Origin of the sequence: Luteibacter sp. 329MFSha (genome assembly GCF_900111665.1) — a bacterium.
GTDB lineage: Bacteria > Pseudomonadota > Gammaproteobacteria > Xanthomonadales > Rhodanobacteraceae > Luteibacter.
In genome coordinates this window covers 1443331-1467429 of record NZ_FOJE01000001.1, presented here as the reverse complement: position 1 = coordinate 1467429, position 24099 = coordinate 1443331, and the positions used below count along the sequence as shown (strand labels likewise).

The window sequence follows — 24099 nt, the reverse complement described above, 5'->3', positions numbered from 1 at the left end:
CAGAGCGATGCACGGCGCAGAGGCATCGCTTACCGGTAGACCGGTCGGGTGGGCAAAACCTATCGCTTTTCGATGACGGACGCTCCTGCATAGCAGCAATTTTCGCAGCCACCGTTCAGGCAGAAATTAGGCGTGGTTCAGTGATGCCGCGGCGGGAGATGCGTGACGGCAGGCATCACTAGTGGAAGTCCCGCGAGACGGAGCCCAGCGCGGGCAGCAGGTCGCTGAAATCGTGCAGTCGGCTGGCGACGAGGTGGCGGACGCCGTCGATCGATTGCCACTGTCCGTCCACGGCGAGAAGCACGGCGTCGAGGAGAGCATGGCGGCAGGCTTCGGCGACCCTGGGCCGTACGATCACGTTGACCTGCCCGGTTTCGTCTTCGATCGTGACGAACGTGATGCCGCTGGCGGTCTGCGGGCGCTGGCGCACGGTGACCAACCCGGCATGGCGCAGCCACGTGCCGTTGCGTTCGTGTTCGAGGTCGGCGGCGCGACGCGCCCGGCGCGCCTGCAAGTTCTTGCGAATCAGCTGCAGGGGGTGCGCGGTGAGCGACAGGCCGTGCGTGGCGTAATCGGCGAACACGTTCTCGGCGAGCGTGGGCGGACGCAGGGTGGGACGTTCCTCGGCGACAGCGTCGATCAACGGCAGGCCGCGTTCGATGCCGGAGCTTTCCCAGCGGGCGCGGTGGCGGTGGCCGCTGAGCACGCGCAGGGCGCCGGCGTCGGCGAGACGTTCGCGCTCGAAGCGGTTCATGCCGGCGCGGCGCGACAGATCGGCGAGGTCGCGCAGTGGCGCGGCGGCGCGCGCGGCGACGATGCGTGCGCCGAGATCGGCCGAGAGGCCACCGACGAGGCGCAGCCCCAGCCGTAGCGCGTACCCGCCATGGGTCTTCGGCTGGGGTTCGAGCGTGCAGTCCCAGTCGCTGGCGGTCACGTCGGGCGGGCGCACTTCGACACCATGCCGGCGCAGGTCCGCGACCAGCTGCGCCGGCGCGTAGAAACCCATCGGCTGGCTGTTGAGCAGGGCGCAGGTGAAGATCGCCGGGTAATGGCACTTCATGTACGACGACGCATAGGCGATGAGCGCGAAGCCGGCGGCATGCGATTCGGGAAAGCCGTAGCTGCCGAAGCCCTTGATCTGGTCGATGATCTGCTGGATGAATTCGGTGGAGTAGCCGTTCTTCGCCATGTTGCGGCGGATGCGCGGCTCGAACTTCTCCAGCCCGCCGCGACGCTTCCAGGCGGCCATCGAGCGGCGCAGGTCGTCGGCCTCGCCGGCGCTGAAATCCGCCACGACCTGCAGCAGCTTCATCACCTGTTCCTGGAAGATCGGCACGCCGAGCGTGCGCTCGAGCACGGGTCGCACGCCCTTCTCGTAGACGATGTCTTCCTTCGGCATGCGCCGCCGTTCGAGATAGGGATGCACCATGCCGCCCTGGATCGGGCCGGGGCGGACGATCGCGACCTGGATCACGAGGTCGTAATACTCCTTCGGCAGCAGACGCGGGAGCATGGACATCTGCGCGCGCGATTCGATCTGGAAGACGCCGGTGGTATCGGCCTTCTGGATCATCGCGTACGTCCGTGGATCCTTGTCCGGGATGTCCGCGAGCCGGCGGAAATCCGGACCGCCCTGGGCGCGCAGCATGTCGATCGCCTTGCGCATGCAGGTGAGCATGCCGAGCGCGAGGCAGTCGACCTTGAGCAGCTTCATCGTTTCCAGGTCGTCCTTGTCCCACTGGATGATCGTGCGATCGGCCATCGCCGCGTTCTCCACCGGCACGAGGTGGTGCAGCGGCGTGTCGGAGATGACGAAGCCGCCGACGTGCTGCGACAGATGGCGCGGCATGCCGGACAGCTGGTCGACCAGCAGCATGAGCAGGCGGACCGTGCGGCTGCCGGTGTCGAAGCCGCGCTCGCGCAGGCGTTCAACGATGGAGACCTCGCCATGCGCGTGGGAATACGCGCGGCTGAGCTGGTCGAGCTGGTCCTCGGACAGGCCGAGCGCGCGACCGACGTCGCGCGCGGCGCTCTTGTGCCGGTAGCTGATGACGGTGGCGGCGAGCGCGGCGCGTTCGCGGCCGTACTTGTTGAACACGTACTGCAGCACTTCCTCGCGGCGTTCGTGCTCGAAGTCGACGTCGATGTCGGGCGGCTCGTCGCGTTCGATGGAGATGAAGCGCTCGAACAGCGTCGATATCTGCGAAGGGTTGACCTCGGTGATGCCGAGGCAGAAGCACACCACGGAGTTGGCCGCCGAGCCGCGACCCTGGCAGAGGATGTCCTTCGAGCGCGCGAAGTGGACGATGTCCTGCACGGTGAGGAAGAACGCCTCGTATTCTTTTTGCGCGATGAGGGCCAGCTCGTGCTCGATGCGATCGACGAGGGTGGCCGGCGTGCCTTCCGGGAAACGCCGCGCGGCCCCTTCGTAGGTCAGGCGGCGCAGGTGCGTGGGAGGATCGAGGCCTTCGGGCACCAGCTCGTTGGGATAGACGTAGTTGATCCGGCGGATGTCGAAGCCGGTGCAGCGGGCGGCGACGACGAGCGTCTCGTCGATGATGTCGCGCGGGTAGATGCGCGCGATCGTCTCGCGCGGGCGCAGATGGCGTTCGCCATTGGGGAAGAGCGCGTGGCCCGCCTCGGCGACGGACGTATTCAGGCGGATCGCCGTCATGACATCCTGCAGCGCGCGGCGATGGCGCACGTGCATGTGCACGTCGCCCGCCGCGACGCAGGGCAGGCCGTGGCGGACGGCGAGGTCGCGCAGCGCGGCGAGGTCGGCGCCGTCGTGCTGACCGCGATGCAGTTCCACGGCGAGCCATGCCCGCCCGGCGAAATGGGCGGCGATCCAGGCGGCGCGGTCCTCGTGCGTCGCGGGCTCGGTGTCGGTGTACGCGCCCGGCGCCCAGAGCACGCTCAGGCCGTCGCCGAGGGCCTCGATGTCGCGCCGGTGCAGTTCGTACGTTCCCTTCGCTGCGCGGCGGCGTGCCAGCGTGATGAGACGGCAAAGCTCGGTGTAGCCGGCCTGGTCTTCCACCAGCAGCACGACGACGGTGCCGTCGGACAGGCGGAATTCGCTGCCGACGATCAGCGGTACGCCGGTGTCGATCGAGGCTTCGAGGCCGCGCACGATTCCGGAGAGCGAGCACTCGTCGGTGATGGCCAGCGCGCCGTAACCGAGGACCTTCGCGCGCTCGAACAGCTCGCGCGCGCAGGAGGCGCCGCGCTGGAAGCTGAAATCGCTGAGGACGTGCAGCTCGGCGTAGGCCGGAACCTCGCTGTCCTCGTCGTTGGCGGGGACGAGGTGGGACGGGTCGAGGCGCATGTCAGGCGAACCAGCCGTGGAGCATCCAGCCGTCGAGGGTGCCCGGGGGGAGATAGGCCCATGCCTGCTGCCCCTGCGCGGTACGGACGATGTAGTAATCGCGGCGCGCGTCCTCGCCGTCCCACCAGCCGCTTTCGATACGTTCGGGGCCGGCCAGCACCATCGCGGGCTCGGGGCGCATGGGGATCGGTCGCGGCAGCAGCCACAGCGGACGGCGCCGGCGCGGCGGCGAGACGACGTTGCCGGGGGTGCCGTAACGCGAGGCGCGCTCGGGACGGTGATCGGCGACCAGCGCGATCTGCCGCAGCGCCGCGTCGCCGAGCCGTGCGCGCAGGCGTTCGTCGAGCGTGGGCCAGTCCAGTCCGTCGCCGCGGATGGGCTCGAAGAGATCGCGCAGCGGCGGGCGGAACGTCGGCAGCTCGGCGGCGTCGATCTCGATCGAGCGGGCGGGCGCGGGCAGCGTGGCCCGCTCCAGTCGCGTGCGCGCCAGTTCGAACAGGCGCTCCGCGTCGCGCTGCGGTGCCGCCATGGCGACGACGATGCGCGTGGATTCGCCGCGCGCATGCTCCAGCGTGAGCGTGAACCGCTGCACGCCGCCGTCGCGCGCCGCCAGCAGGTTGGCCAGCGAACGCGTGAGGCGGCGCAACGGGAAGAGCAGCGGCTGGCTGCCGTCGAGTTCCATGTCGAACTCGATCTTCTGCACGAAGTTGGCCGGCGGTTGCCAGGCGGGCAGGGCGTCGGCGGCGTCGCCGCGCAGACGGTCGAGCCAGTTCACGCCGTCACGCCCGATGCGTCGCGTGAGTTCGGGACGGGGCAGGCGGAAGATCTCGCCGAGGCGGCGAAACCCCATGGCCTGCAGCGACGTCACCGTGGCGGCGGGCAACCCGGCCTGTGCCAGCGGCAGTTCGCCGAGCATGCGGCGCACGCCCTCGCGTTCGCCGATGACCATGCCGTCGGCGCTGGCGGCGAACACCCAGGACGCGGCGGCGAACGGCGTGGCGGCCATCGTGTGCGCGTGGCCCTGTTCGGCCAGGCCCGCGCGCAGGCGTTCGGCGAGCACGGGCCAGCCGTCGAACAGGCGCAGGCTGGCGCCGACCTCCATCAGGATCGCGTTGTAAGGCACCAGGCTCACGTGGCCGCTGAACTGGTAGCACCACGCGGCCAGCTCGGTCAGCAGGCGGTTCTCCGCCGCGGGATCGCGGGGGCGTACCTCGAGCGAAGGACACAGCGCGCGGGCGGCGGCGAGGCTCTGTCCGCGACGAACGCCCTGCGCGCTGGCATCGGCGTTCGCGGCGGCGATCAGGCGCTGGCGCGCCTTGTGATCGAGAAGGGCGGAGGGGCCTGCCTCCGGGCTCGCGGCGAAGGCGGCGGAGAACGCCAGGCCGGGAAAACGGAGACAGGCCCAAAGCATGGCTGTGCAGGAATGGCGACGACGACGCGTCCGTCATGACGGCGTGGGACACGCATCGTCACGACGACGTCCATCAGGCCCGCATGCGCAGCAGCGGAGCGGTGGTGGTCAGCAGACCGCGCGACTTGAGCACCTCGACATAGGTAGCCTCGTCGCTGTTGCTGACCTTCAGGCGGAGAGCCGCGGGGCTGTTCTGCGCGGCGTGCCCGGCGGGGCGGAAGATCATGGCGCAGGCGTCGCCGCTTTCCGCGGCCAGCTGCAGGCGGCGCAGGCTGCGGTAGTCGATCTCGGGCAGCCAGCCGACCACGGCGCCGCAGCAGCCGGAGCGCAGGCACTGCTCCATGCTCCAGGCGGCCTCGGTGCTGCCGGCATGGATCTCGTGCAGGAAGCGCAGGTCGACACCGGCCGCGGTGAGCGCGGGCGCGTAGGGCAGGTAAGGCGGCGCCACGAAGATCACGCGGCGGTGTTCCTGCGTCAGCGCGGCGAGCGCGGGCATGACCAGGTCCAGCTCGCCCAGGCCGTCGTGTTCGAACAGGATCTCGCTCAGCGCGCCCTGCGGCCAGCCGCCGCCGGGAAGCTTGGCATCCAGCGAGGTCCAGCCCGTGGACAACGCGCGCACGCGCGGCTGCCGATCGGCGGAACGGCGCCAGATACCGGGATGGTCGAGCACCTGGGCGAGGTTCGGGGAGGCGATGGCGTTCATGGTCAGGTCCTGCGGATGATGCCGACGTAACGCCCTTCGATGGCGAACGCGTGGCGACGGGGGTCGACTTCGATCGGCGAGAAGTCGGGGTTTTCGGGCAGCAACAGGAGGCGGTCGCGTTCGTGCTTCAACCGCTTCACGGTGACTTCGTCGTCGAGGCGGGCGACGACGATCTGGCCGTCGTTCGCGGTGGCGGTCTTGTGCACGGCGAGGAGGTCGCCGTCGAGGATGCCGGCGTCGCGCATGCTCATGCCCACCACGCGCAGCAGGTAGTCGGCGCGCGGGCGGAACAGCGCGGGATCGACCTCGAGCTGCGACTCGATGTTTTCCTCGGCGAGGATCGGCGAACCGGCGGCGACGCGGCCGATCAGCGGAAGATCGTTCGCGGCGCCGCGCAGGAGCGCCGCGTTGCCGGCCGGGAGTCGCAGGCCGCGATGCTGCGGCGAACGCTCCAGCACGCCCTTGCGGACCAGCGACTCGACGCAGGCCTGCGCGGAACTGTGGCTGGAGAAGCCCAGCGCGTCAGCGATTTCGCGTAGCGTAGGCGGCAGGCCCTGGGCCTGCAGGTATTCCTGCAGGAAGGCCAAGGTCTTTTGCTGACGCTCTGTAAGGGTTGGGCTCGACATGTGTACATTTGTACAGCGGTCGGCGCGGCGGTGCAAGCGGGATTCGTGATTGCACGTTTATGCACGATTGCGTACATTGATGCGCATTCCGATGCCCGATGGAGCACGCATGCGGCCCGCAAGAGCCACCCGACTGATCTTCCTGTTATCCGGCATCGGCATGGCCAGCTGGGCGCCCATGGTTCCGTATGCGAAGGCCCGCCTCGGCCTCGACGACGCCACGCTCGGCCTGGTGCTCCTGTGCATGGGCTGCGGCGCGGTGGCGGCGATGCCGCTCGCCGGCTTCCTCACCCATCGTTTCGGCAATCGCGACGTCATCGGCGTCAGCGGCCTGCTCGTGTGCGTGGCGTTGCCGCTGCTGACGATCGCGCCGGACGTCTACTGGCTCGGCGCGGCGCTGCTGTTCTTCGGCGCGTCGCTCGGCGTGGTCGACGTCGCCATGAACGCGCACGCGGTGGACGTCGAGAAACACGCGGGCAAACCCATGATGTCCGGCTTCCACGGACTCTTCAGCGTGGGTGGCCTGGTCGGTTCCGCCGGCATGGCCGCGCTGCTGAAGGCCGGTGCGCCGCTCACCGGCAGCGCGCTGTCCGTGTCGGCCGGGTTGCTCGCGATCGTCGCGACGCAGTGGCGGCACTTCATGGTTCGCCTCGAGGAAGGCGAGCATGCGTCCACCGGGTTCCGCATGCCGTCGGCCACGGTGTTCCTGCTCGGGTTCCTGTGCCTCGTCGTCTTCCTCGCGGAAGGTTCGATGCTCGACTGGAGCGCGGTCTTCCTGCGTTTCTCGCGTGGTTTCGACGCGTCGTCGGCGGGGTTCGGTTACGCCGCGTTCTCCGTCGCGATGGCCGTTGGCCGCCTGCTGGGCGACCGCATCACGGCGCACGTCGGGCCCGTCACGATCGTCCGTGGCGGCGCCTTCATCGCGGCCCTGGGATTCTTCGTCGCCACGCTCGTGCCATGGGGACCGGCCGCGATGGCGGGCTTCGTCCTCGTGGGCCTCGGCGCGTCGAACATCGTGCCGGTGCTGTTCAGCGCGGCGGGTCGCCAACCGGGCACGTCGGCCGGCATCGGCATCGCGACCGTCACCTCGCTGGGTTACGCGGGCATGCTCGCCGGACCCGCGGCCATCGGTTTCGCCGCCCACCTGAGCAGCCTGTCGACGGCGCTGTTCGGCGTGGCCGTGCTGCTCGTCGTCGTTTCCGCCTGCGCTTCCATCGTTCGCCGCTGAGGGCCTGACCATGCACAACAAACGCGATGTCGTGATCTTCGATTTCGGCGGTGTCCTGATCGACTGGAACCCGCGCTACCTCTATCGCAAGCTGTTCGGCGACGACGAGGAGGCGATGGAAACCTTCCTCGCCGAAGTCACCACGCCGGAGTGGAACCTGCAGCAGGATGCGGGCCGTTCGTGGGACGAAGCGGTGCGTCTGCTCACCGCGGAGCATCCCACCAAGGCCGACCTCATCGCTGCCTACCAGCACCGCTGGGAGGAGACGCTGGGCGGTCCCATCGACGACAGCCTGCACATCCTGCGCGATCTCAAGGCGGCGGGGCATCCGCTCTACGGCCTCACCAACTGGTCGCAGGAAACCTTTCCCTTCGCGCGCGAACGGTTCGATTTCCTGGCCCTGTTCGACGGCATCGTGGTGTCGGGCGAGGAGGGGATGATCAAGCCCGATCCGCGCCTGTACCGGACGCTGCTCGAGCGCTACGACATCGATCCGTCCCGCGCGGTGTTCATCGACGACAACCGGGCGAACGTCGATGCCGCCAACGCGCTGGGCATCCACGGCATCCACTTCCACGATCCGGCGCAGCTGCGCAGGGATCTCGCGGACCTCGGTTTCCTGCCGTGAACGGCATGCCCGACACCACGCTTCCGCGCGAGCGGCAGCAGCTGATCCTCGATCGGCTCCGCCGCGACGGGAAGGTCGTCGCCGCGGACCTGGCGCAGGAGTTCCGTGTGTCGGAGGACTCCATCCGTCGCGACCTGCGCGACCTCGCCGCCCAGGGACTGTGTCGCCGCGTCTACGGTGGCGCGCTCCTGGCCGCGCAGGTCGCGCCGCTGGACGAGCGCCACCATGAGCGCGCCGAGCTGAAGCGATCGCTGGCGAGGGTCGCCGCCGGACTGGTGGGCGAGGGGCAGATCCTCTTCATCGACGCGGGCTCGACGAATACCGCGCTGGCGCGCGCGTTGCCCGAGCATCGCGGGCTGACGGTGGTGACGAACGCGCCGGACGTCGCCATGGCCGTGCTCGGCCGGCCCGGGTTCGACGTGATCCTGCTGGGTGGCCGGGTCGATCCGCGTATCGGCGGCGCGATCGGATCGCGCACGGTACGGCAGGCGCAGGACATCCGCGCCGATCTGTGCTTCCCCGGGGTGTGCGCCATCGACCCGGAGCGCGGGTTGTGGACCTTCGACGAGGAAGAGACCGTCTTCAAGCAGGCGATCATCGAGGCCAGCGGCGAGACGGTGGCGATCGCCACGCCGGACAAGCTCGTGGCGTCGGCGACGCATCACACGGCGCCGATCGGGGCGATCACGCATCTGGTGGTGGCGGCGGATACCGACGGGGCGATGCTGACGCCGTATCGCGAGGCGGGCGTGTCGGTACATATGCCGTAGGAGCGCGCCTTGCGCGCGACAGCTTTTCGCGGTGAGCAACGGATCCTGTCACTCACGGCCTCAAAAGATGTCGCGCGCAAGGCGCGCTCCTACGATGGATGGAGCAGCAGCGGGCGTCAGCCCGCCTTCTTCTTCGCCAGGCGCAGCCAGGTATCGACCACGGTGTCCGGGTTCAGCGACATCGACTCGATACCCTGTTCCATCAGCCACTCGGCGAGGTCCGGATGGTCGGACGGGCCCTGGCCGCAGATGCCGACGTACTTGCCCTTTTCACGCGCGGTGCGGATCGCCATCGACAGCAGCTTCTTGACCGCGGCGTCGCGCTCGTCGAACAGGTGCGCGACGATGCTCGAATCGCGGTCGAGACCGAGGGTGAGCTGGGTCAGGTCGTTCGAGCCGATGGAGAAGCCGTCGAAGATGTCGAGGAACTCGTCCGCGAGAAGCGCATTGGACGGCACCTCGCACATCATGATGACCTTCAGGTCGTGCTCGCCCTGCACGAGGCCGTTTCCGCGCAGCACTTCGATCACCCGGCGACCTTCGTCCAGCGTGCGCACGAACGGGATCATCACCCAGACGTTGGTGAGGCCCATCGTCTCGCGCACGTACTTCACCGCCCTGCATTCCAGCGCGAAGGATTCGGCGAAGCCCGGGTCGACGTAACGGCTGGCGCCGCGGTAGCCGATCATCGGGTTCTCTTCGTGCGGCTCGTAGCGCGAACCGCCGAGCAGGCCGGCGTACTCGTTCGACTTGAAGTCCGACAGGCGCACGATCACCGGCTTCGGGAACACCGAGGCCGCGATGGTGGCGATGCCTTCGCCGAGGCGATCGACGTAGAACGACACCGGATCCTTGTAGCCGGCGATGCGCGTGTCGATGCGGGCCTTCGTCTCGGCGTCCTGCTTCGCGTACTCGAGCAGGGCCTTCGGATGCACGCCGATATGGCTGGCGATGATCATCTCGAGGCGGGCCAGGCCGATGCCTTCGTTCGGAAGCATGCCGAAGTCGAACGCGCGCTCGGGATTGGCCACGTTCATCATGATCTTCAGCGGCGCCTCGGGCATGGCGCCGAGGTCGGCCGTGATGCGCTCGAACTTCAGGATGCCCTCGTAGATGCTGCCGGTGTCGCCTTCGGCGCACGAGACGGTGACGTCGGCGCCATCGGGGATCGCGTCCAGCGCGTTGCCGCAGCCGACGACGGCGGGCACGCCGAGTTCGCGGGCGATGATCGCCGCGTGGCAGGTGCGGCCGCCGCGGTTGGTCACGATCGCCGCGGCGCGCTTCATCACCGGCTCCCAGTCGGGATCGGTCATGTCGGCCACGAGCACGTCGCCCGGCTGCACCTTGTTCATGTCGGCGAGCGAACGGATGACCCGCGCCTTGCCGGCGCCGATCTTCTGGCCGATGGCGCGGCCCTCGGTGAGCACCTTGCCCTTTTCGCCGAGCTGGAAGCGCTCGAGCGTCGTCGCATGCGCGCGCGACTTCACGGTTTCCGGGCGGGCCTGTACGATGTAGAGCTTGCCGGTGTTGCCGTCCTTCGCCCACTCGACGTCCATCGGACGGCCATAATGCTTTTCGATCACCAGCGCCTGCCGCGAGAGTTCCTCGACGTCGGCGTCGGTGATGCAGAAGCGGTGGCGGTCGGCCTGCGGCGTTTCCTCGATGCGCACGCGCTCGCCGGGCTGATCCGAATAGACCATGCGCTGCTGCTTCGCGCCGAGGCTGCGACGGAGCACCGACGGCTTGCCGTCGCGCAGGGTGGGCTTGAACACGTAGAACTCGTCCGGGTTCACGGCGCCCTGGACGACCATCTCGCCGAGGCCGTACGAGCCGGTGACGAACACGACGTCGCGGAAGCCGGATTCGGTGTCGAGGGTGAAGAGCACGCCCGACGCGCCGACGTCCGAGCGGACCATCAGCTGGACGCCGGCGGAGAGGAACACGTCCTCGTGCTTGAAGCCCTGGTGCACGCGGTAGGCGATGGCGCGGTCGTTGTACAGGGAGGCGAACACCTCCTTGACCTTGTGCAGCACGTCGTCGATGCCGACGACGTTGAGGAACGTTTCCTGCTGCCCGGCGAACGACGCGTCCGGGAGGTCTTCCGCCGTGGCGGAGGAGCGGACCGCGACGGCGATGTCCTTCGCGCCGGCGTCGTCGCACAGCTTGGCGTAGGCAGCGCGGATGGCCTGCTCGAGGTCGGCGGGCAGGGCGGTGTCGACGATCCAGCCGCGGATCTCCTTGCCGCCGCGGGTGAGTTCGTCCACGTCGTCCACGTCGAGCGTGGCGAGGCGTTCGGCGATGCGCTTCGCCAGGCCGCTTTTCTCGAGGTAGGTCTGGAAGGCATCGGCCGTCGTGGCGAAGCCACCCGGTACGGAGACACCCAGTTTCGCGAGGTTGCCGATCATCTCGCCGAGGGAGGCGTTCTTGCCGCCCACCTTGCCCAGATCGGTCATGCGTAGCGCGTCGAGCCAGAGAACCAGGTCGCTCAAAGGAAAATCCTCACATCGGTTGGGCGGCGGGCCGCGCTGGGGAAAAACCGGCGCATTGTCGTAGTGGTATTGCACACGGGCAAGCGGCAATGCACAAGAACGGCCCGACATTCTGGGAGGTGGATGGTTATGGCGGCGTATTGGTCTTAGGGCCTACTCACACTGTTTGCATGGCCCGCGTTGTCATGGAGTGGCTGTCAGGTGGTAGTGCGTGGCGCCGGCTTGGCTGGCTGCCAAGCCAAGCCGCGCGCTGCCGCATGACGGCCACTCCATGACAACCCGAAGGGCCGGGTCTGTTTGCGCCCCAGGCGGCGTCATCACTCGGTCGTGTACGGACGTACACTCCCTCGTTCTTCCTTGCCTGGCGCGCAAACAGATCCCGGCGCGGGCCATGCAAACAGTGTGAATAGGCCCTAAGGTAAGGCCATGGACTCCATGCAGGGAAACCGTTCCATGCGGCGCACCGTCTTCTTCATTTCCGATTCCACCGGCATCACGGCCGAGACCATCGGCAACAGCATGCTGGCCCAGTTCGAGGGGGTGCAGTTCGATACCCACCGGCTGCCCTTCATCGACAACGCGGCCAAGGCGGAAGCGGCCTCGCTGCGGATCAAGACGAAATACGCCCAGGACGGCCAGCGCCCCATCGTGGTCAATACCATGACCTCGCGAAGCCTGTGCGACATCGTCGCCGGTAGCGGCGCCCTGATGCTGGACGTGTTCGCCCCCTTCATCGAGCCGCTGGAGGCCGAGCTGGGCGCCAAGCAGTCGGGCGCGGTGAACCGCTCGCACGGCCTGGTGGATTTCGAACGCTACGAGGCCCGCATCGAGGCGACCAATTACGCCCTGGCGCACGACGACGGGCTCGATGTCGACTACAACCAGGCCGACGTGGTGCTGGTGGGGGTGTCCCGGTCGGGCAAGACGCCGACCTGCCTGTACATGGCCTTGCATTACGGCGTCTGTGCCGCCAATTATCCGCTCACGGACGACGACCTCGACAAGCTCGAGCTGCCGACGCGTCTACGCCCTTATCGCAGCCGGCTGTTCGGCCTCACCATCGACCCGAACCGCCTGGCGCAGATCCGCGAGCAGCGCCGCCCCGGCAGCCGCTACGCCACGCTCAAGCAGTGCCGCTGGGAACTCGAACAAGCCGATCGCCTGATGCGCCGGGAGAACATCCCGGTCCTGAACACGACGCATACGTCGATCGAGGAAATATCGAGCAAGATCTTCGAATACCTCGGCATCGAACGCCATATGTACTGATGTGACGCACACCGGAGAAACGTGACACCCATGACCGCCGTGATCGAACGCCCCATCGCCCTCATTCCGGGACGCTTCGAGTTCCTGATGGGCCTTTACGCCGAGAACTACCATCGGCTGGCGCGTCTGTTCGCTCCGCAGCGGCTGTCCGCCGGCCGCTACGTCTCCGACGTGGACGACGGCCTCAAGGTCCGGCTCGACGTCCAGGAGAAGCATCCTTACACCCTGGAACTGGAACTCACCTACGACTTCGTCGACGAGGCCACCGGCCAACCGTCGCCTTCGGCGCAGCTGCGCATGTACACCGACGCGCACGTCGCGGAGGCCATGCATTGCCAGCCGGGCCGCAAGCTGTCCGAGGTGCTGGGCCCGTTCCCGCCGGCCCATACGGTGCTGCAGCACCGCCTGCGCATGAACGGCTTCCTCAGCCGCTGGCTGGAGTACCTGGCGGAGCAGGGGCATTCGATCGGGACGCTGGAGCGGGTGGGCGGGTAATGCATCCCCCGTCTCCCGCGGCGTAAAGCGCGCAAAATCGTCAGGCAAAAAAAATCCGCCAATCGGCGGATTCTTCTTTGAAGTAATGGCGGAGCGGACGGGACTCGAACCCGCGACCTCCGGCGTGACAGGCCAGCATTCTAACCGACTGAACTACCGCTCCACACTACGTTCAACTTCCAACTACTACCAACTTCCTTCTTCTTCCTTGACACTCTCCGGCGGACCGGAAAGTGGCGTCCCCACGGGGATTCGAACCCCGGTCGCCACCGTGAAAGGGTGATGTCCTAGGCCTCTAGACGATGGGGACGTACTAGAAGTTGGTGGAGCCAGCCGGGATCGAACCGGCGACCTCCTGCATGCCATGCAGGCGCTCTCCCAGCTGAGCTATGGCCCCCTGCTGGAAGCCGCAAAGATTACGTCCGACCCGCGATTCCGTCAAGCATTCATTACACTTTTTTTGAATTTATTTTCGACGAATCGAGAATGACGAGTCGTGGCGCGTACTTGCGCGAGCGACGCTTCCGACGCCTGGCGACGCGTCGCGTGTCGATGGCAGTGTCCGCGGGTTAACCTGTCCGTCCATACATACAGGGACAGGCATGCACGGCATCGTTTTCATCCAGGACCTGGCCACGGTGATGCTCGTCGCCGGCCTCACGACGGTGCTCTTCCAGCGCCTCAGGCAGCCGGTCGTGCTCGGTTACATCATTGCGGGACTGATCGTCGGTCCACATACGCTGCCGGTGATCTTCATCCACGACGAGGAGACGATCCGCACGCTGTCCGAGCTGGGCATGATCCTGCTGCTGTTCGCGCTCGGCCTCGAGTTCAGCCTGAAGAAACTGCGTGCCGTGGGAGGCGCGGCGCTCGTCGCCGCGTTCGCGGAAATCGTGCTGATGGTATGGATCGGCTACGAGATGGGCCGCTTCTTCGGCTGGACGGCGATGGATTCGCTGTTCCTCGGCGCGATGCTCTCCATCTCCTCCACCACCATCATCATGAAGGCGCTGGAAGACCTCGGTCTCAAGCGCGAGCGCTTCGCGCAGCTGATGTTCGGCATCCTGATCGTCGAAGACGTGCTCGCGATCGTGCTCATGGCCTTGCTCACCGGCATCGCCGGCACGGGCGATCTCGAAGCGGGCGAGGCGTTCGCCGCCATCGGCCGCCTCGGCCTGTTCATGGCGGTGTCGCTGGTGGTGGGCCTGCTGCTGGTGCCTCGGGTGGTCGATTACATCGCGCGCGTCAGCCGCAACGACGTGCTGCTCGTCGCCGTGCTGGGCATCTGCTTCGGCTTCTGCCTGCTCGTCACCGAGATGGGTTACAGCGTGGCGCTGGGCGCCTTCATGATCGGCGCCATCGTGGCCGAATCCGAAAGCGTCGCGCGAATCGAGCGCATCGTGATGCCCGTCCGCGACATGTTCAGCGCGGTGTTCTTCGTCGCGATCGGCATGCTGATCGACCCGCGCCTGCTGGTGCAGTACGCGCTGCCGATCACCGTGGTGACGATCGCCGTCGTCGTCGGCAAGGTGGTCACCTGCAGTTTCGGCAGCTTCGTCGCGGGCAACGACGGACGCACGTCGTTGCGCGTGGGCATGGGCCTGGCGCAGATCGGCGAGTTCTCGTTCGTGATCGCCTCGCTGGGCCTGACACTGAAGGTGACCAGCGGCTTCCTCTACCCCGTGGCGGTGGCGGTTTCGGCGATCACCACCTTCCTCACTCCCTATCTGATCCGTTCGTCCGACCCGCTGGCGCGCTTCCTCGGGCGGGTGCTGCCGACGCGCGTCACGGGCGTGTTCGGCGCCTATACGGAGTGGATGGGCAGTCTGGGCCTGCAGGGGCAGGGCGCGATCGTGATGAAGATGATCCGTCGCCTCGTCTGGCACGTCGTCATCAATACCGCGCTGGTCGTGGCCGTCTTCATCGGCATGGCGTTCGCGTACCGCCGCGGCTTCCTGCACCTGGACCTCTTCAGCGACGAGCCCGCAGTGCGGCGCACGCTGGCCTGGTCGCTTGCCGCGCTGCTCTCGCTGCCCATGGTGGTGGCGACGTACCGCAAGGCGGCGGCCCTGGGCATGCTGCTGGCGGAGCTCTCGATCCCCGATCGCTTCGGTGCGCGGACGTGGCAGATCCGCTCGGTTCTGGGCCGGATCATTCCCCTGGCCTCGATGCTGATCCTGGGCCTGCTGGTGGCGGCGCTCGCGTCCACGATCCTCCCGCCGCGGGAGGTGGCGCTGGTGCTGGTGCTCATCGGGATCGGGCTGACCTGGCTGCTCTGGCGGGTGCTGGTCCAGGTCCATGCCCGGCTGCAGGCGGCCATCCGGGACACCCTCGAGAAGCCCGGCCAGGATCGCCACGAGTGACGGGTCCCTCGATTTCACGAAAGGTTGATGAACTTTTGGTGTGAAACCCTGTCTCTCGCCACGTCATTGCAAGCAGGGCGCGAACCACCGCACAATGGCGTTTCCGCCTCCACAAGGAGGTGTACCGGCGGCGTCGCCGAATCTTTCCAAGAGAGGGAGTATCGAATGAAGCACTTTTTGCGTCCCACGATGACGGCCGTCGCCCTGGCGGTTGCGCTGGGTACGGCCGCGGGCGCATCCGCCCAGGCCGCCAAGCCGGCCGCCGCCCCCGCGGGCGCGGTCGATAAGCAGAAGGCCAGCTATGTCGTGGGTTGGGACCTTGCCAGTTCGCTTCCGCCGCTCGTGGCGAAGGAAGTCGACGCGGCCACGGTCGCCAAGGCGCTTCAGGCCGCCCTGTCGGGCCAGAAGCCGACCATGAGCGAAGCCGAAGCCAAGTCCGTCCGCGAGGCCTTCGTGGCCCAGCTGAAGGTCAAGGCCGAGGCCGAGTACAACAAGGTCGCCGCCCAGAACAAGAGCGAAGGCGATGCCTTCCTGGCCAAGAACAAGTCGGCCGCCGGCGTGAAGACGACGGCTTCGGGCCTGCAGTACCAGGTCGTCCAGGCCGGTACCGGTCAGCGTCCGGGTCCGAACGACACGGTCACCATCAACTACACCGGCACGTTCGTGAACGGCGAGAAGTTCGACTCCTCGGCCGACCACCAGCCGGCCGGCCCGGCCCAGATTCCGCTCGCCGCGGTGATCCCGGGCTTCCGCGAAGGCCTGCAGCTGATGCAGACGGGTGGCAAGTACAAGCTGTTCATCCCGTCGAACATCGCCTACGGCGCCAAGCCGGAGAACGGCTTCCCGCCGAACGCGACGATCATCTTCGACGTCGAGCTGATCAAGACCGGTCCGACCCCGGCGGGTCAGGGTCCGGGCGCCGGCGCGGCACCGCAGGGTGGCGGCAAGTAAGCCTCCCGCGACACGCGTTACATCCCGAGAAGGGCCGCGAGCGATCGCGGCCCTTCTTTTTTGGGTGGAGCGGCCCGGCTCCCCCCTTCGTCGACGCCACTTGCCGCGCATCCGCCACTACAATAGGCGGCTACGGACATGCCGGGAGCACCATGAAAGTCACCATCTTTGGAACCGGTTACGTCGGCCTCGTCACCGGCACCTGTCTGGCCGAAATGGGCAACCACGTGGTCTGCGTCGACGTGGACGCCGGCAAGGTCGAGCGCCTGAAGAACGGCGACGTGCCCATCTACGAGCCTGGCCTGGAGCCGATGGTCGTGCGTAACCACGCCGAGGGCCGCCTGGACTTCACGACCGACGCCGCACCGGCGATCGCCCATGGCGACATCGTGTTCATCGCCGTCGGCACGCCGCCCGACGAGGACGGCAGCGCCGACCTCCAGTACGTGCTGGCCGTGGCGAAGACGATCGGCGACCACATCGACCGCTACACCGTGGTGGTGAACAAATCGACCGTGCCGGTGGGCACCGCCGACCGCGTTCGCGAAGCGGTGGCGGCGCGCCTCGAAGCGCGTGGCGTGGACGTGCCGTTCGACATCGTCTCCAATCCTGAATTCCTCAAGGAAGGCGACGCGGTCGAGGACTGCATGCGTCCGGACCGCATCATCGTCGGCGCGTCGAGCCCGAAGGCGATCGGCCTGCTGCGCAAGCTGTACGCGCCGTTCAACCGCAACCACGATCGCATGGTGGTGATGGACGTGCGCTCGGCGGAGCTGACGAAGTACGCGGCGAACGCGATGCTCGCGACGAAGATCAGCTTCATGAACGAGATCGCCAACATCGCCGAGCACGTCGGCGCGGACGTCGAACTCGTGCGTCAGGGCATCGGTGCCGATCCACGCATCGGCTATCACTTCATCTACCCCGGTGCCGGCTACGGCGGTTCCTGCTTCCCTAAGGACGTCCAGGCGCTCGCGCGCACCGCGCATTCGGTGGGTTACGACGCACGGCTGCTCGACGCGGTGGAAGCGGTGAACGATGCGCAGAAGTCCCGCCTGTTCGCGTTGGTCTCGAAGCACTTCGGCGGCAAGCTCGCCGGCCGCACCATCGCCGTCTGGGGCCTGGCCTTCAAGGCGAATACGGACGACATGCGCGAGGCCTCGAGCCGCCGCCTCATGGAGCAGCTGTGGGACGCCGGTGCGAAGGTGCGCGCCTTCGATCCCGAAGCGGCGCACGAAACCCGTCGCATCTATGGCGACCGCGACGACCTCGTGCTCGTGGAGCGCCCGTACGACGCGCTCGAGGGCGCGGACGCCCTGGTGATCGTGACCGAGTGGAAGGCTTTCCGCAGCCCGGATTTCGCGCGCGTGAAGTCGATGCTCGGCACGCCGGTCATCTTCGACGGCCGCAACATCTACGATCCGGCGCTCGTCGAGGAAGCCGGCATCGCGTACTACGGCATCGGCCGCGGTCGCAGCCTCGCGGGGAGCGATCATGGGTGATGTCGAGGAACGCGTCACCGAACTCGAGGTGCGCCTCGCGTTCGTGGACGATACGGTCAACGGTCTTTCGTCGGCGGACGTGGAAATCGCGCGCCGGCTGGACCTGCTGGAACGAGCCGTGCGCGATCTGCGCTCGGACCTCGTGAACATGCGCGCGGGCCTCGGCGGCGACACCGCCAACGAGCCGCCGCCGCCGCACTACTGAAGCTTTCGAACGAGCCTTACCGAACATGGCAGAGTCCCTGCGCGACCAGTTGTTGAAGAGCGGCCTCGTCAAGGAGATCCGCGAAGAGAAACGGACGTCCACGCCGCCGCGGCAGGGCGGTGGATCGTCGGCGAGCGGCCAGCCCTATGCGGGCAACCGGCCGAAGCAGGGCGGCAAGCCCCAGGGCGGTGGCGGAAATCGCCATGGCGGCCGGCCCACGCAGCACGCGGGTAAGCCGGGCCAGGGCGGACAGCGTCCGCAGAAGCGCAACGATGGCGAGATCGATCTGGCGAAGGCCTATGCCATTCGTGCGCAGACCGACGCGAACGAACGCCGCAAGGCCGAGGCCGAAGCCGCCGAGCTGGCGAGGCTGCGCAAGGAGAAGAAGCGCAAGGTCGAGGAGCTGCTCAAGGGCAAGGCGCTCAACCTCGCCGAAGCCGACCAGGTGCGGCATTTTCCTTATGGCGACAAGATCCGTCGCGTCCACGTCGACGCGGCGCAGTTGGCCGCGATCAACGCGGGCGAACTGGGCGTCGTGCAACAGGGTGGCCGGTATCTCGTCGTGCAGAAGGCGGTCATCGACGAACTGCGCGGCATCGCGCCCGAGTTCATCGCGCTGCTGGTCGATCCGAACGCCGTGAGCGAATCGGACGATGGGGTGCCTGACGATCTGATGTGGTGACGCCGCGCGCTTCGGTCGTGCTCCCGTAGGAGCGCGCCCTGCGCGCGACATCGTTTCGCGAAGAGCGACAGGTCCTGTTGCTCAGGGCCCCAAAACATGTCGCGCGCAGGGCGCGCTCCTACGCGGCAGGCGCCGATCGCCGATCGTATCGGCGATTCGGGTGCTCGCCCCGGTTCGTTTCGTCAGGCGGCAGGCGCCGAAAGCTCGGGGTTATCCCAGCCTTCCTTCTTCGCGAAGCGCGCGCCGTGCTTCTGCTCGAGCTTCGCCAGCCGTTCGCGCACGACGGCCACGCCTTCGGTTCGCACGTACTGGATCGGACCGCCGCGGAAGGGCGCGAAGCCCGTCCCGAAGATGACGCCCGCATCGAGCAGGTCGGCGTCGTCGACCACGTTTTCCGCGAGGCAGGCGATCGCCTCGTTGACCATGGGCAGGATCATGCGATCCGTGATGTCCGCCGGCGGCACGTAATCCGGATCGACCTCGGGCTTCTCCGGCTTGCCGTCCTTCCACACGTAGAGGCCTTCGCCGTCCTTCTTGCCGCGCTTGTTCGCCGCGAGCTTCTCCTCGAGACCTTGCGGGACCTCGAGGCCGAGGAACGGTGCGAGCTCCTTGCCCACCGAGGCGCACACGTCGAGGCCGACGGTGTCGGCCAGTTCGATCGGGCCCATCGGCATGCCGAACTTCTTCGCTTCGCGATCGAGCACGGGCCCCGGCACGCCTTCGTTGTACAGACGCATCGCTTCCATCAGGTACGGCATGAGGATGCGGTTGACGAGGAATCCGGGCGTGCCCTTCACCGGCACCGGGAGCTTGCCGATCGCCTTGCAGAAGGCCAGGGCACGCTTCTCGATCGCGGGATCGAGCGCGTCGTGGCGCACGACTTCGACCAGCGGCATCTGCGCCACGGGGTTGAAGAAATGCAGGCCGAGGAAGCGCTGCGGCGCCTTCAGTCCCTGGCGCAGTTCGTCGAGCGGAATCGACGAGGTGTTGCTGGCGAGGATCTCGTCCGCCTGGAACTGCGGTTCGATGGCCGCGTACAGGGCGTGCTTGGCTTCCGGATTCTCGAAGATGGCCTCGATCGCGAGATCGGCGTCGGCCACGCCCTTGCCTTCCACGTCCGCGCGCAGGCGCGCCACCGCGGCATCGACCTTCGCCGGCGCCTTGAGCTTCTTCTCGAACAGCGTGCGGGCGCGCTTGATCGCGGGCTCGACGAAGCGGGCCTCGCGGTCCTGCAGCGTCACCTGGAACCCCTTCAGCGCCGACCAGGCCGCGATGTCGCCTCCCATGGTGCCGGCGCCGACGACGTGGACATGAGAAATGCCGTGGTCGGTGCCGCCGCCGAGGCCCTTCAGGCGCTCCTGCAGGAAGAAGATGCGGATGAGGTTGCGGGCGGTCGGCGTCGTGGCGAGCTTCGCCACCGACTTCGCCTCGAGCTTCAGGCGCTGCTGGATGGACGGGCCGCCGCGCGCCCATGTGTCGATAAGCGCGAATGGCGCCGGATAGTGCTCCCGGCGGACCTTGGCGGCCGTCTGCTTGCGCACCATCGGCGCGAGGATCGCGCGGGCCAGCAGCGTGTTGGTGGCCCAGCCCTTCGCGCGCTGCGCGAACGGGCGGGCGGCCGGCCGGCGCGCGAGGGCGCGGGCTTCGGCGAGCAGTTCGTCGGGGCGCGCGAGACGGTCGACCAGGCCGACCGCCTTCGCGCGGCGGGCATTGAACGCCTTGCCGGTCAGCATCGCCGGCAGGGCGTCCGGCGCACCGATCAGGCGCGGCAGGCGGGCGCTACCGCCCCAGCCTGGATGGATGCCGAGCATGACCTCGGGCAGGGCGATCTTCGTCGCGTCGTCGTCGGCGGCGATGCGCAGGCGGCAGGCGAGGGCGAGTTCGGTGCCGCCGCCCATGCAGGCGCCGTGGATGGCGGCGACGGTCGGGAAGGGCAGGCGGGCGAGGTTCTCGAAGACGCGCTGGCCGTTCTCGATGTTCTCGAGCACGGTGCCGGTCTGCGCGTATTCGACGAATTCGCGGATGTCCGCACCGACGGCGAAGCCCATCGGCTTCGCGGAATGGATGACGACGCCCTTCGGTCCTTCGATGGCCAGGCGCTCCACGAGCGTGTCCAGCTCGTCGAGCACCTCGCGCGACAGCGCGTTCGCGCTGGCGCCCTCGCGGTCGAGCGTGAGGACGACGATGCCGTCGTCGCCTTCGCTGGTCTTCCAGTGCTTGAATCGGAGTCCTTCGAACATGGCTGGTCGTGCGGTGGCGAATGAGCGCATCACCATACCGTTCCCCCGTGCCGAATGCGATACCCGCGCGTACGGTTCCGGCCGCCGGGGGTGTCTGGCGTACGCCCCCGCATTGGACGGATACTGCCCGCCAGCCAAGCCGCGCGACCGCCCATGGATCACCACGTAGGAAACGACGTCTTCGACCGCATCCTGTCGGCGTCCGGGCCGCTGGTCGCCCTGAAGACGAACGAACCGGCCGTCCTGGTCGAGCAATTCCGGCTCGTCGCCCGGCGCACCGGCCAGGCCGCCTACCTGTGGCGCCATGGCGAAGGACTGGTAAGCCTGCGCGACGCCCAGATGCGGGTGCCCGGATGCCAGCGGCTGGGCGACGCGCTGCGCTACATCCTGCAGAGCCTGCACTTCGGCGTGTACCTGATCGACATGCCGCCGGGCGTGCCGAGCGCGACGGACGGTGCGCTTTTGCGGCAACTCTCGCGTACCCAGACGGGCCACGTGCGTCGCGTCGTCCTGCTTGGTGCCGGCCCCACGCTGCTGGCCACGTTCGAGAACGACGTCAGCGTCGTCGAGGCCGACTGGCAGGCCCGGGCGGCCGCGCCGCGCCTGCGCGACGGTCGTTGGGTCGTCTGATGGCGCCCGCGAACGGCCCGGACGGCGTCCTCATCTTCACGGCGCGGCGCGACGTGCGCCGCGCGGTTTTCGACGCGCTCGACATGGACGGCGACTTCGTCCTCCTCAGCGCGCGCGACGCGGCGCAGCTCGAGGCGCTGCTCGCCGACGCGCCGCCCCTGCATGTCGCGGTGATCGGCGCCGACGCCGGTCCGGACATGGCACAGGGCCTTCGCATCCTGCGCGCGTCGCCGGCCTACGCGTCGCTACCGCTGGTATACGTGGTCGACGATGTACCGGGCATCGCGCCCGACGACGCGATCGCGTGGTTGCGCCAGGGAGCGATCGGCGCGGAACTGGCGCAGCGAGTGCGCGCCGCGATCCGCATGCCGGCGACGCCTTCCGTGCCGGCGCCGCCGGACTGGCGCTTCGCCTTCGACGCGGGAGCCGCGTGGGTCGTGGCAACCACTCCCGACGGCTGCATCGTGGAAAGCGGCGCGGCGATGGAGCGGCTGTGCGCTGGCGATGGCCCGGTGCAGGGAAGGCTGCTTTCCGAATGCTTCATCCTCGCCAGCGGTGCGGCGTGGCCCGTGCCCGATGGCGACGGCATGCCGTGCAGCGTGCGCCTGCGAGATGGCAGGGAGATCGTCGGCGAGATCGATGTCCGCCACCTCGCGGTGGGCGGTCGGCACCGGATCGCGGTGGCATTCCGCGACCTGCGCGCCGTGGAAACGGCGGGTCGCGCGCTGTCGCTGCTCGCGGTGCTCGACGCGTGCCCCAGCGACGACGAAGGCCTCGGCGAGGCCGCGGCCATGCTGGCCGACGCGCTGGAACTCGATGTCGTCGGCGTGTGGTCTGCGCTGCCGGAGAGCGACACCGGCCCCGAGGTGGTCGCCAGGATATGGAACGGAGACGGCACGGTCTCGTGGCCCGCCGCGGACGACCTGCCGCTGCTGAAGCTCTGCCTCGGCGGCGAGGTGCTGCTGCGGCTTGGCGACGCCCACGCCTCCCCGGGCGATCCGTTGGTGGACTCACTCGGCCTGGCGTCCTATGCGTGGCTGCCGTTGCTGGACGAACGGCGCAGCGTCCTCGGCGCGCTTTTCGCGGGTCGGCGGCGCCCATCCGGCGATACCGCCGTGCTCGGCGCGGCGCTGCGCGCCGCGACCTCCCGCTTCGCGGCGGCGCTGGAACTGCGCCGGGCGCGCGAGCAGGGACGCGAACGCGGGCTCGTCGACGCGCTCACGGGCTTGCCGAACCGACTCCTGTTCAACGACCGGCTCGACACGACGATCCGCGAGGCCGCGCGCACCGGCGAGCTGTTCGCGACGCTGCTGGTGGATCTCGACCGGTTCAAGACGATCAACGAGACGCTCGGCCACGCGGTGGGCGACCAGGTGCTCACGTCGGTGGCGAAGCGCCTCCGCGCCAGCGTCCGTGCGTCGGACACGGTGGCGCGCTACGCGGGGGATGAATTCACGCTGATCCTCCGCCACATCATCAAGCGCGACGACGTGCTGCGCATCGCCGAAAAGATCGTGCAGGCGATGGAGGTGCCCCTGGCGCTGGCCGACGGCTCGGAACTGCAGGCCACCGTGTCGGTCGGCATTTCGTTCTTTCCCGACGACGCGGTCGAGGGCGAGCTGCTGCTGCGCCACGCCGACGAGGCCATGTATGGCGCGAAGAGCCTGGGCCGGAACAACTACCAGGTGTACGCGGCGAACGTGGACACGGCGCAGCAACAGCAGGCCGAGCTGAAAGCGCGCCTGCGCCATGCGGTGCGCAACGACGAGCTGCGCGTCTTCTACCAGCCGCAGGTGGACGCGGGAAGCGAGGACATCGTCGGCATGGAGGCGCTGGTCCGCTGGGAGCATCCCGAACTTGGGATGATCAGCCCCGGGTTCTTCATCCCGCTGGCCGAGGCGAGCGGCCTGATCGTGCCGATCGGCGAATGGGTGCTCCGCACGGCCTGCGCCCAGGCGAAGGTCTGGGAAGACCGCTATGGCCTCGGATTGCGCCTGGGCGTGAACCTGTCCGCCGTGCAGCTCATGCAGCCGAACCTCGCGGCCGTGGTCGCCGGCGCGCTGCGCGATTCGGGACTGCAGGCGAGCCAGCTGGAGCTCGAGGTGACGGAAAGCATCAGCGTGAAGACCGTACCGCACCTGGTCGAAACGCTCGACGCGCTGCATGCCATGGGCTGCCGCATCGCGATCGACGACTTCGGCACCGGGGCGGCGTCGCTGGATTACCTGCGCCGCCTCCCCGCCGACCGGATCAAGATCGACCAGAGTTTCGTGCGCAACATCGGCGTCGACCCCGACGATGAAGCCATCGTCCGCGCGACGATCGACATGGCCCATCGGCTCAAGCGCGGCGTGGTGGCCGAGGGCGTGGAGATCGAGCAGCACCTGCATTTCCTGCGCGCCAACGGCTGCGACGAGCTCCAGGGGTACCTGTTCTGTCGCCCGTTGCCGACGCCCGCGTTCGAGAAATTGCTAGGCGAGCGGGAGCGGCTGGTTTCCGAGGGACAGGCCGTCCCCGCCTGACCCGCGCTTGAGGTCCGCCCGCATGCCCCGCATAGTCTTAAGCGGCAGGACGATCGGCGG

At 68.1% G+C, this 24099-nt stretch carries 18 protein-coding genes and 3 tRNA genes; 12 read left to right on the top strand and 9 right to left on the bottom strand.

The genetic code is table 11. The features are described from left to right. Nucleotides 1–178: 178 nt before the first annotated feature. The 4 genes from BMW54_RS06465 to lexA all read right to left on the bottom strand — a co-directional run bounded on the left by BMW54_RS06465 (nt 179) and on the right by lexA (nt 6065). Nucleotides 179–3325: an error-prone DNA polymerase gene (locus tag BMW54_RS06465; RefSeq protein ID WP_090053924.1), complete on the bottom strand. Its 3147-nt coding sequence runs from the start codon at nt 3323–3325 to the stop codon at nt 179–181. A 1-nt stretch (nt 3326) separates the two neighbouring features. Continuing rightward, nucleotides 3327–4736, bottom strand: coding sequence for a Y-family DNA polymerase (locus tag BMW54_RS06460; protein WP_090053922.1), 1410 nt, complete (start codon nt 4734–4736; stop codon nt 3327–3329). Nucleotides 4737–4809: 73 nt separating this feature from the next. Next, nucleotides 4810–5439, bottom strand: a complete 630-nt coding sequence (gene imuA, locus BMW54_RS06455; protein ID WP_090053920.1) for a translesion DNA synthesis-associated protein ImuA — start codon at nt 5437–5439, stop codon at nt 4810–4812. A 2-nt stretch (nt 5440–5441) separates the two neighbouring features. After that, the gene (lexA, locus tag BMW54_RS06450) at nt 5442–6065 is read right to left on the bottom strand and encodes a transcriptional repressor LexA (protein WP_090053918.1); all 624 of its coding nucleotides are present in this window, start codon (nt 6063–6065) and stop codon (nt 5442–5444) included. A 109-nt stretch (nt 6066–6174) separates the two neighbouring features. Here lexA and BMW54_RS06445 point away from each other — a divergent pair, with 109 nt between their 5' ends. Genes BMW54_RS06445 through BMW54_RS06435 form a run of 3 tightly spaced genes read left to right on the top strand, consistent with a single transcriptional unit; the run spans nt 6175 to nt 8691 of the window. After that, entirely contained in the window at nt 6175–7293 is a 1119-nt protein-coding gene (locus tag BMW54_RS06445) for an MFS transporter (RefSeq protein WP_254779110.1), read from the top strand. 10 nt (nt 7294–7303) lie between these two features. Continuing rightward, nucleotides 7304–7921 carry an HAD family hydrolase gene (locus tag BMW54_RS06440; RefSeq protein WP_090053914.1) on the top strand — a complete coding sequence of 206 codons (618 nt, stop codon included), beginning with the start codon at nt 7304–7306 and terminating at the stop codon, nt 7919–7921. Nucleotides 7922–7926: 5 nt separating this feature from the next. Continuing rightward, nucleotides 7927–8691, top strand: coding sequence for a DeoR/GlpR family DNA-binding transcription regulator (locus BMW54_RS06435; RefSeq protein ID WP_090055766.1), 765 nt, complete (start codon nt 7927–7929; stop codon nt 8689–8691). 116 nt (nt 8692–8807) lie between these two features. On the opposite strand, the gene ppsA is transcribed toward BMW54_RS06435, so the two are convergent. Continuing rightward, nucleotides 8808–11180, bottom strand: a complete 2373-nt coding sequence (gene ppsA, locus BMW54_RS06430) for a phosphoenolpyruvate synthase (RefSeq protein WP_090053912.1) — start codon at nt 11178–11180, stop codon at nt 8808–8810. 453 nt (nt 11181–11633) lie between these two features. Between ppsA and BMW54_RS06425 the strand changes: the two genes are divergently transcribed. Both BMW54_RS06425 and BMW54_RS06420 read left to right on the top strand, forming a co-directional pair. Next, the gene (locus BMW54_RS06425; protein ID WP_090055763.1) at nt 11634–12449 is read left to right on the top strand and encodes a posphoenolpyruvate synthetase regulatory kinase/phosphorylase PpsR; all 816 of its coding nucleotides are present in this window, start codon (nt 11634–11636) and stop codon (nt 12447–12449) included. A gap of 30 nt (nt 12450–12479) precedes the next feature. After that, complete coding sequence (locus BMW54_RS06420; protein WP_090053910.1) at nt 12480–12944, top strand: DUF1249 domain-containing protein; 465 nt, start codon at nt 12480–12482, stop codon at nt 12942–12944. Nucleotides 12945–13030: 86 nt separating this feature from the next. Here BMW54_RS06420 and BMW54_RS06415 read toward each other — a convergent pair. From BMW54_RS06415 to BMW54_RS06405, 3 genes are all read right to left on the bottom strand, one after another. Continuing rightward, nucleotides 13031–13107, bottom strand: a tRNA-Asp gene (locus tag BMW54_RS06415). 71 nt (nt 13108–13178) lie between these two features. Then, nucleotides 13179–13254: transfer RNA gene (locus BMW54_RS06410), tRNA-Glu, on the bottom strand. An 11-nt stretch (nt 13255–13265) separates the two neighbouring features. Further along, nucleotides 13266–13341: transfer RNA gene (locus BMW54_RS06405), tRNA-Ala, on the bottom strand. Nucleotides 13342–13546: 205 nt separating this feature from the next. Here BMW54_RS06405 and BMW54_RS06400 point away from each other — a divergent pair. The 5 genes from BMW54_RS06400 (at nt 13547) to BMW54_RS06380 (ending at nt 18647) form a co-directional block, all read left to right on the top strand. Next, on the top strand, nt 13547–15307 hold the full coding sequence (locus BMW54_RS06400) for a cation:proton antiporter (protein ID WP_090053908.1): 1761 nt from the start codon (nt 13547–13549) through the stop codon (nt 15305–15307). Between the two features lie 165 nt (nt 15308–15472). Continuing rightward, nucleotides 15473–16258: an FKBP-type peptidyl-prolyl cis-trans isomerase gene (locus BMW54_RS06395; protein WP_090053907.1), complete on the top strand. Its 786-nt coding sequence runs from the start codon at nt 15473–15475 to the stop codon at nt 16256–16258. A 152-nt stretch (nt 16259–16410) separates the two neighbouring features. Next, nucleotides 16411–17760 carry a UDP-glucose dehydrogenase family protein gene (locus BMW54_RS06390; RefSeq protein ID WP_090053905.1) on the top strand — a complete coding sequence of 450 codons (1350 nt, stop codon included), beginning with the start codon at nt 16411–16413 and terminating at the stop codon, nt 17758–17760. Next, nucleotides 17753–17965 (top strand): SlyX family protein, encoded by a 213-nt coding sequence (locus BMW54_RS06385; RefSeq protein WP_090053903.1) that lies wholly within the window; start codon nt 17753–17755, stop codon nt 17963–17965. The genes BMW54_RS06390 and BMW54_RS06385 overlap by 8 nt, the downstream gene beginning before the upstream one ends. Nucleotides 17966–17990: 25 nt before the next feature. After that, on the top strand, nt 17991–18647 hold the full coding sequence (locus BMW54_RS06380; RefSeq protein WP_090053900.1) for a DUF2058 family protein: 657 nt from the start codon (nt 17991–17993) through the stop codon (nt 18645–18647). A 182-nt stretch (nt 18648–18829) separates the two neighbouring features. Here the strand turns inward: BMW54_RS06380 and BMW54_RS06375 are convergent, their stop codons facing one another. Further along, nucleotides 18830–20887 carry a 3-hydroxyacyl-CoA dehydrogenase NAD-binding domain-containing protein gene (locus BMW54_RS06375; RefSeq protein ID WP_090053898.1) on the bottom strand — a complete coding sequence of 686 codons (2058 nt, stop codon included), beginning with the start codon at nt 20885–20887 and terminating at the stop codon, nt 18830–18832. Nucleotides 20888–21040: 153 nt separating this feature from the next. On the opposite strand from BMW54_RS06375, the gene BMW54_RS06370 reads away from it, so the two are divergent. Together BMW54_RS06370 and BMW54_RS06365 are read left to right on the top strand one after the other, a co-directional pair. Then, nucleotides 21041–21517, top strand: a complete 477-nt coding sequence (locus tag BMW54_RS06370; RefSeq protein WP_090053896.1) for a hypothetical protein — start codon at nt 21041–21043, stop codon at nt 21515–21517. After that, the gene (locus BMW54_RS06365) at nt 21517–24039 is read left to right on the top strand and encodes a putative bifunctional diguanylate cyclase/phosphodiesterase (protein WP_090053894.1); all 2523 of its coding nucleotides are present in this window, start codon (nt 21517–21519) and stop codon (nt 24037–24039) included. Before BMW54_RS06370 ends, BMW54_RS06365 begins: the two co-directional genes overlap by 1 nt. Nucleotides 24040–24099 lie beyond the last annotated feature (60 nt).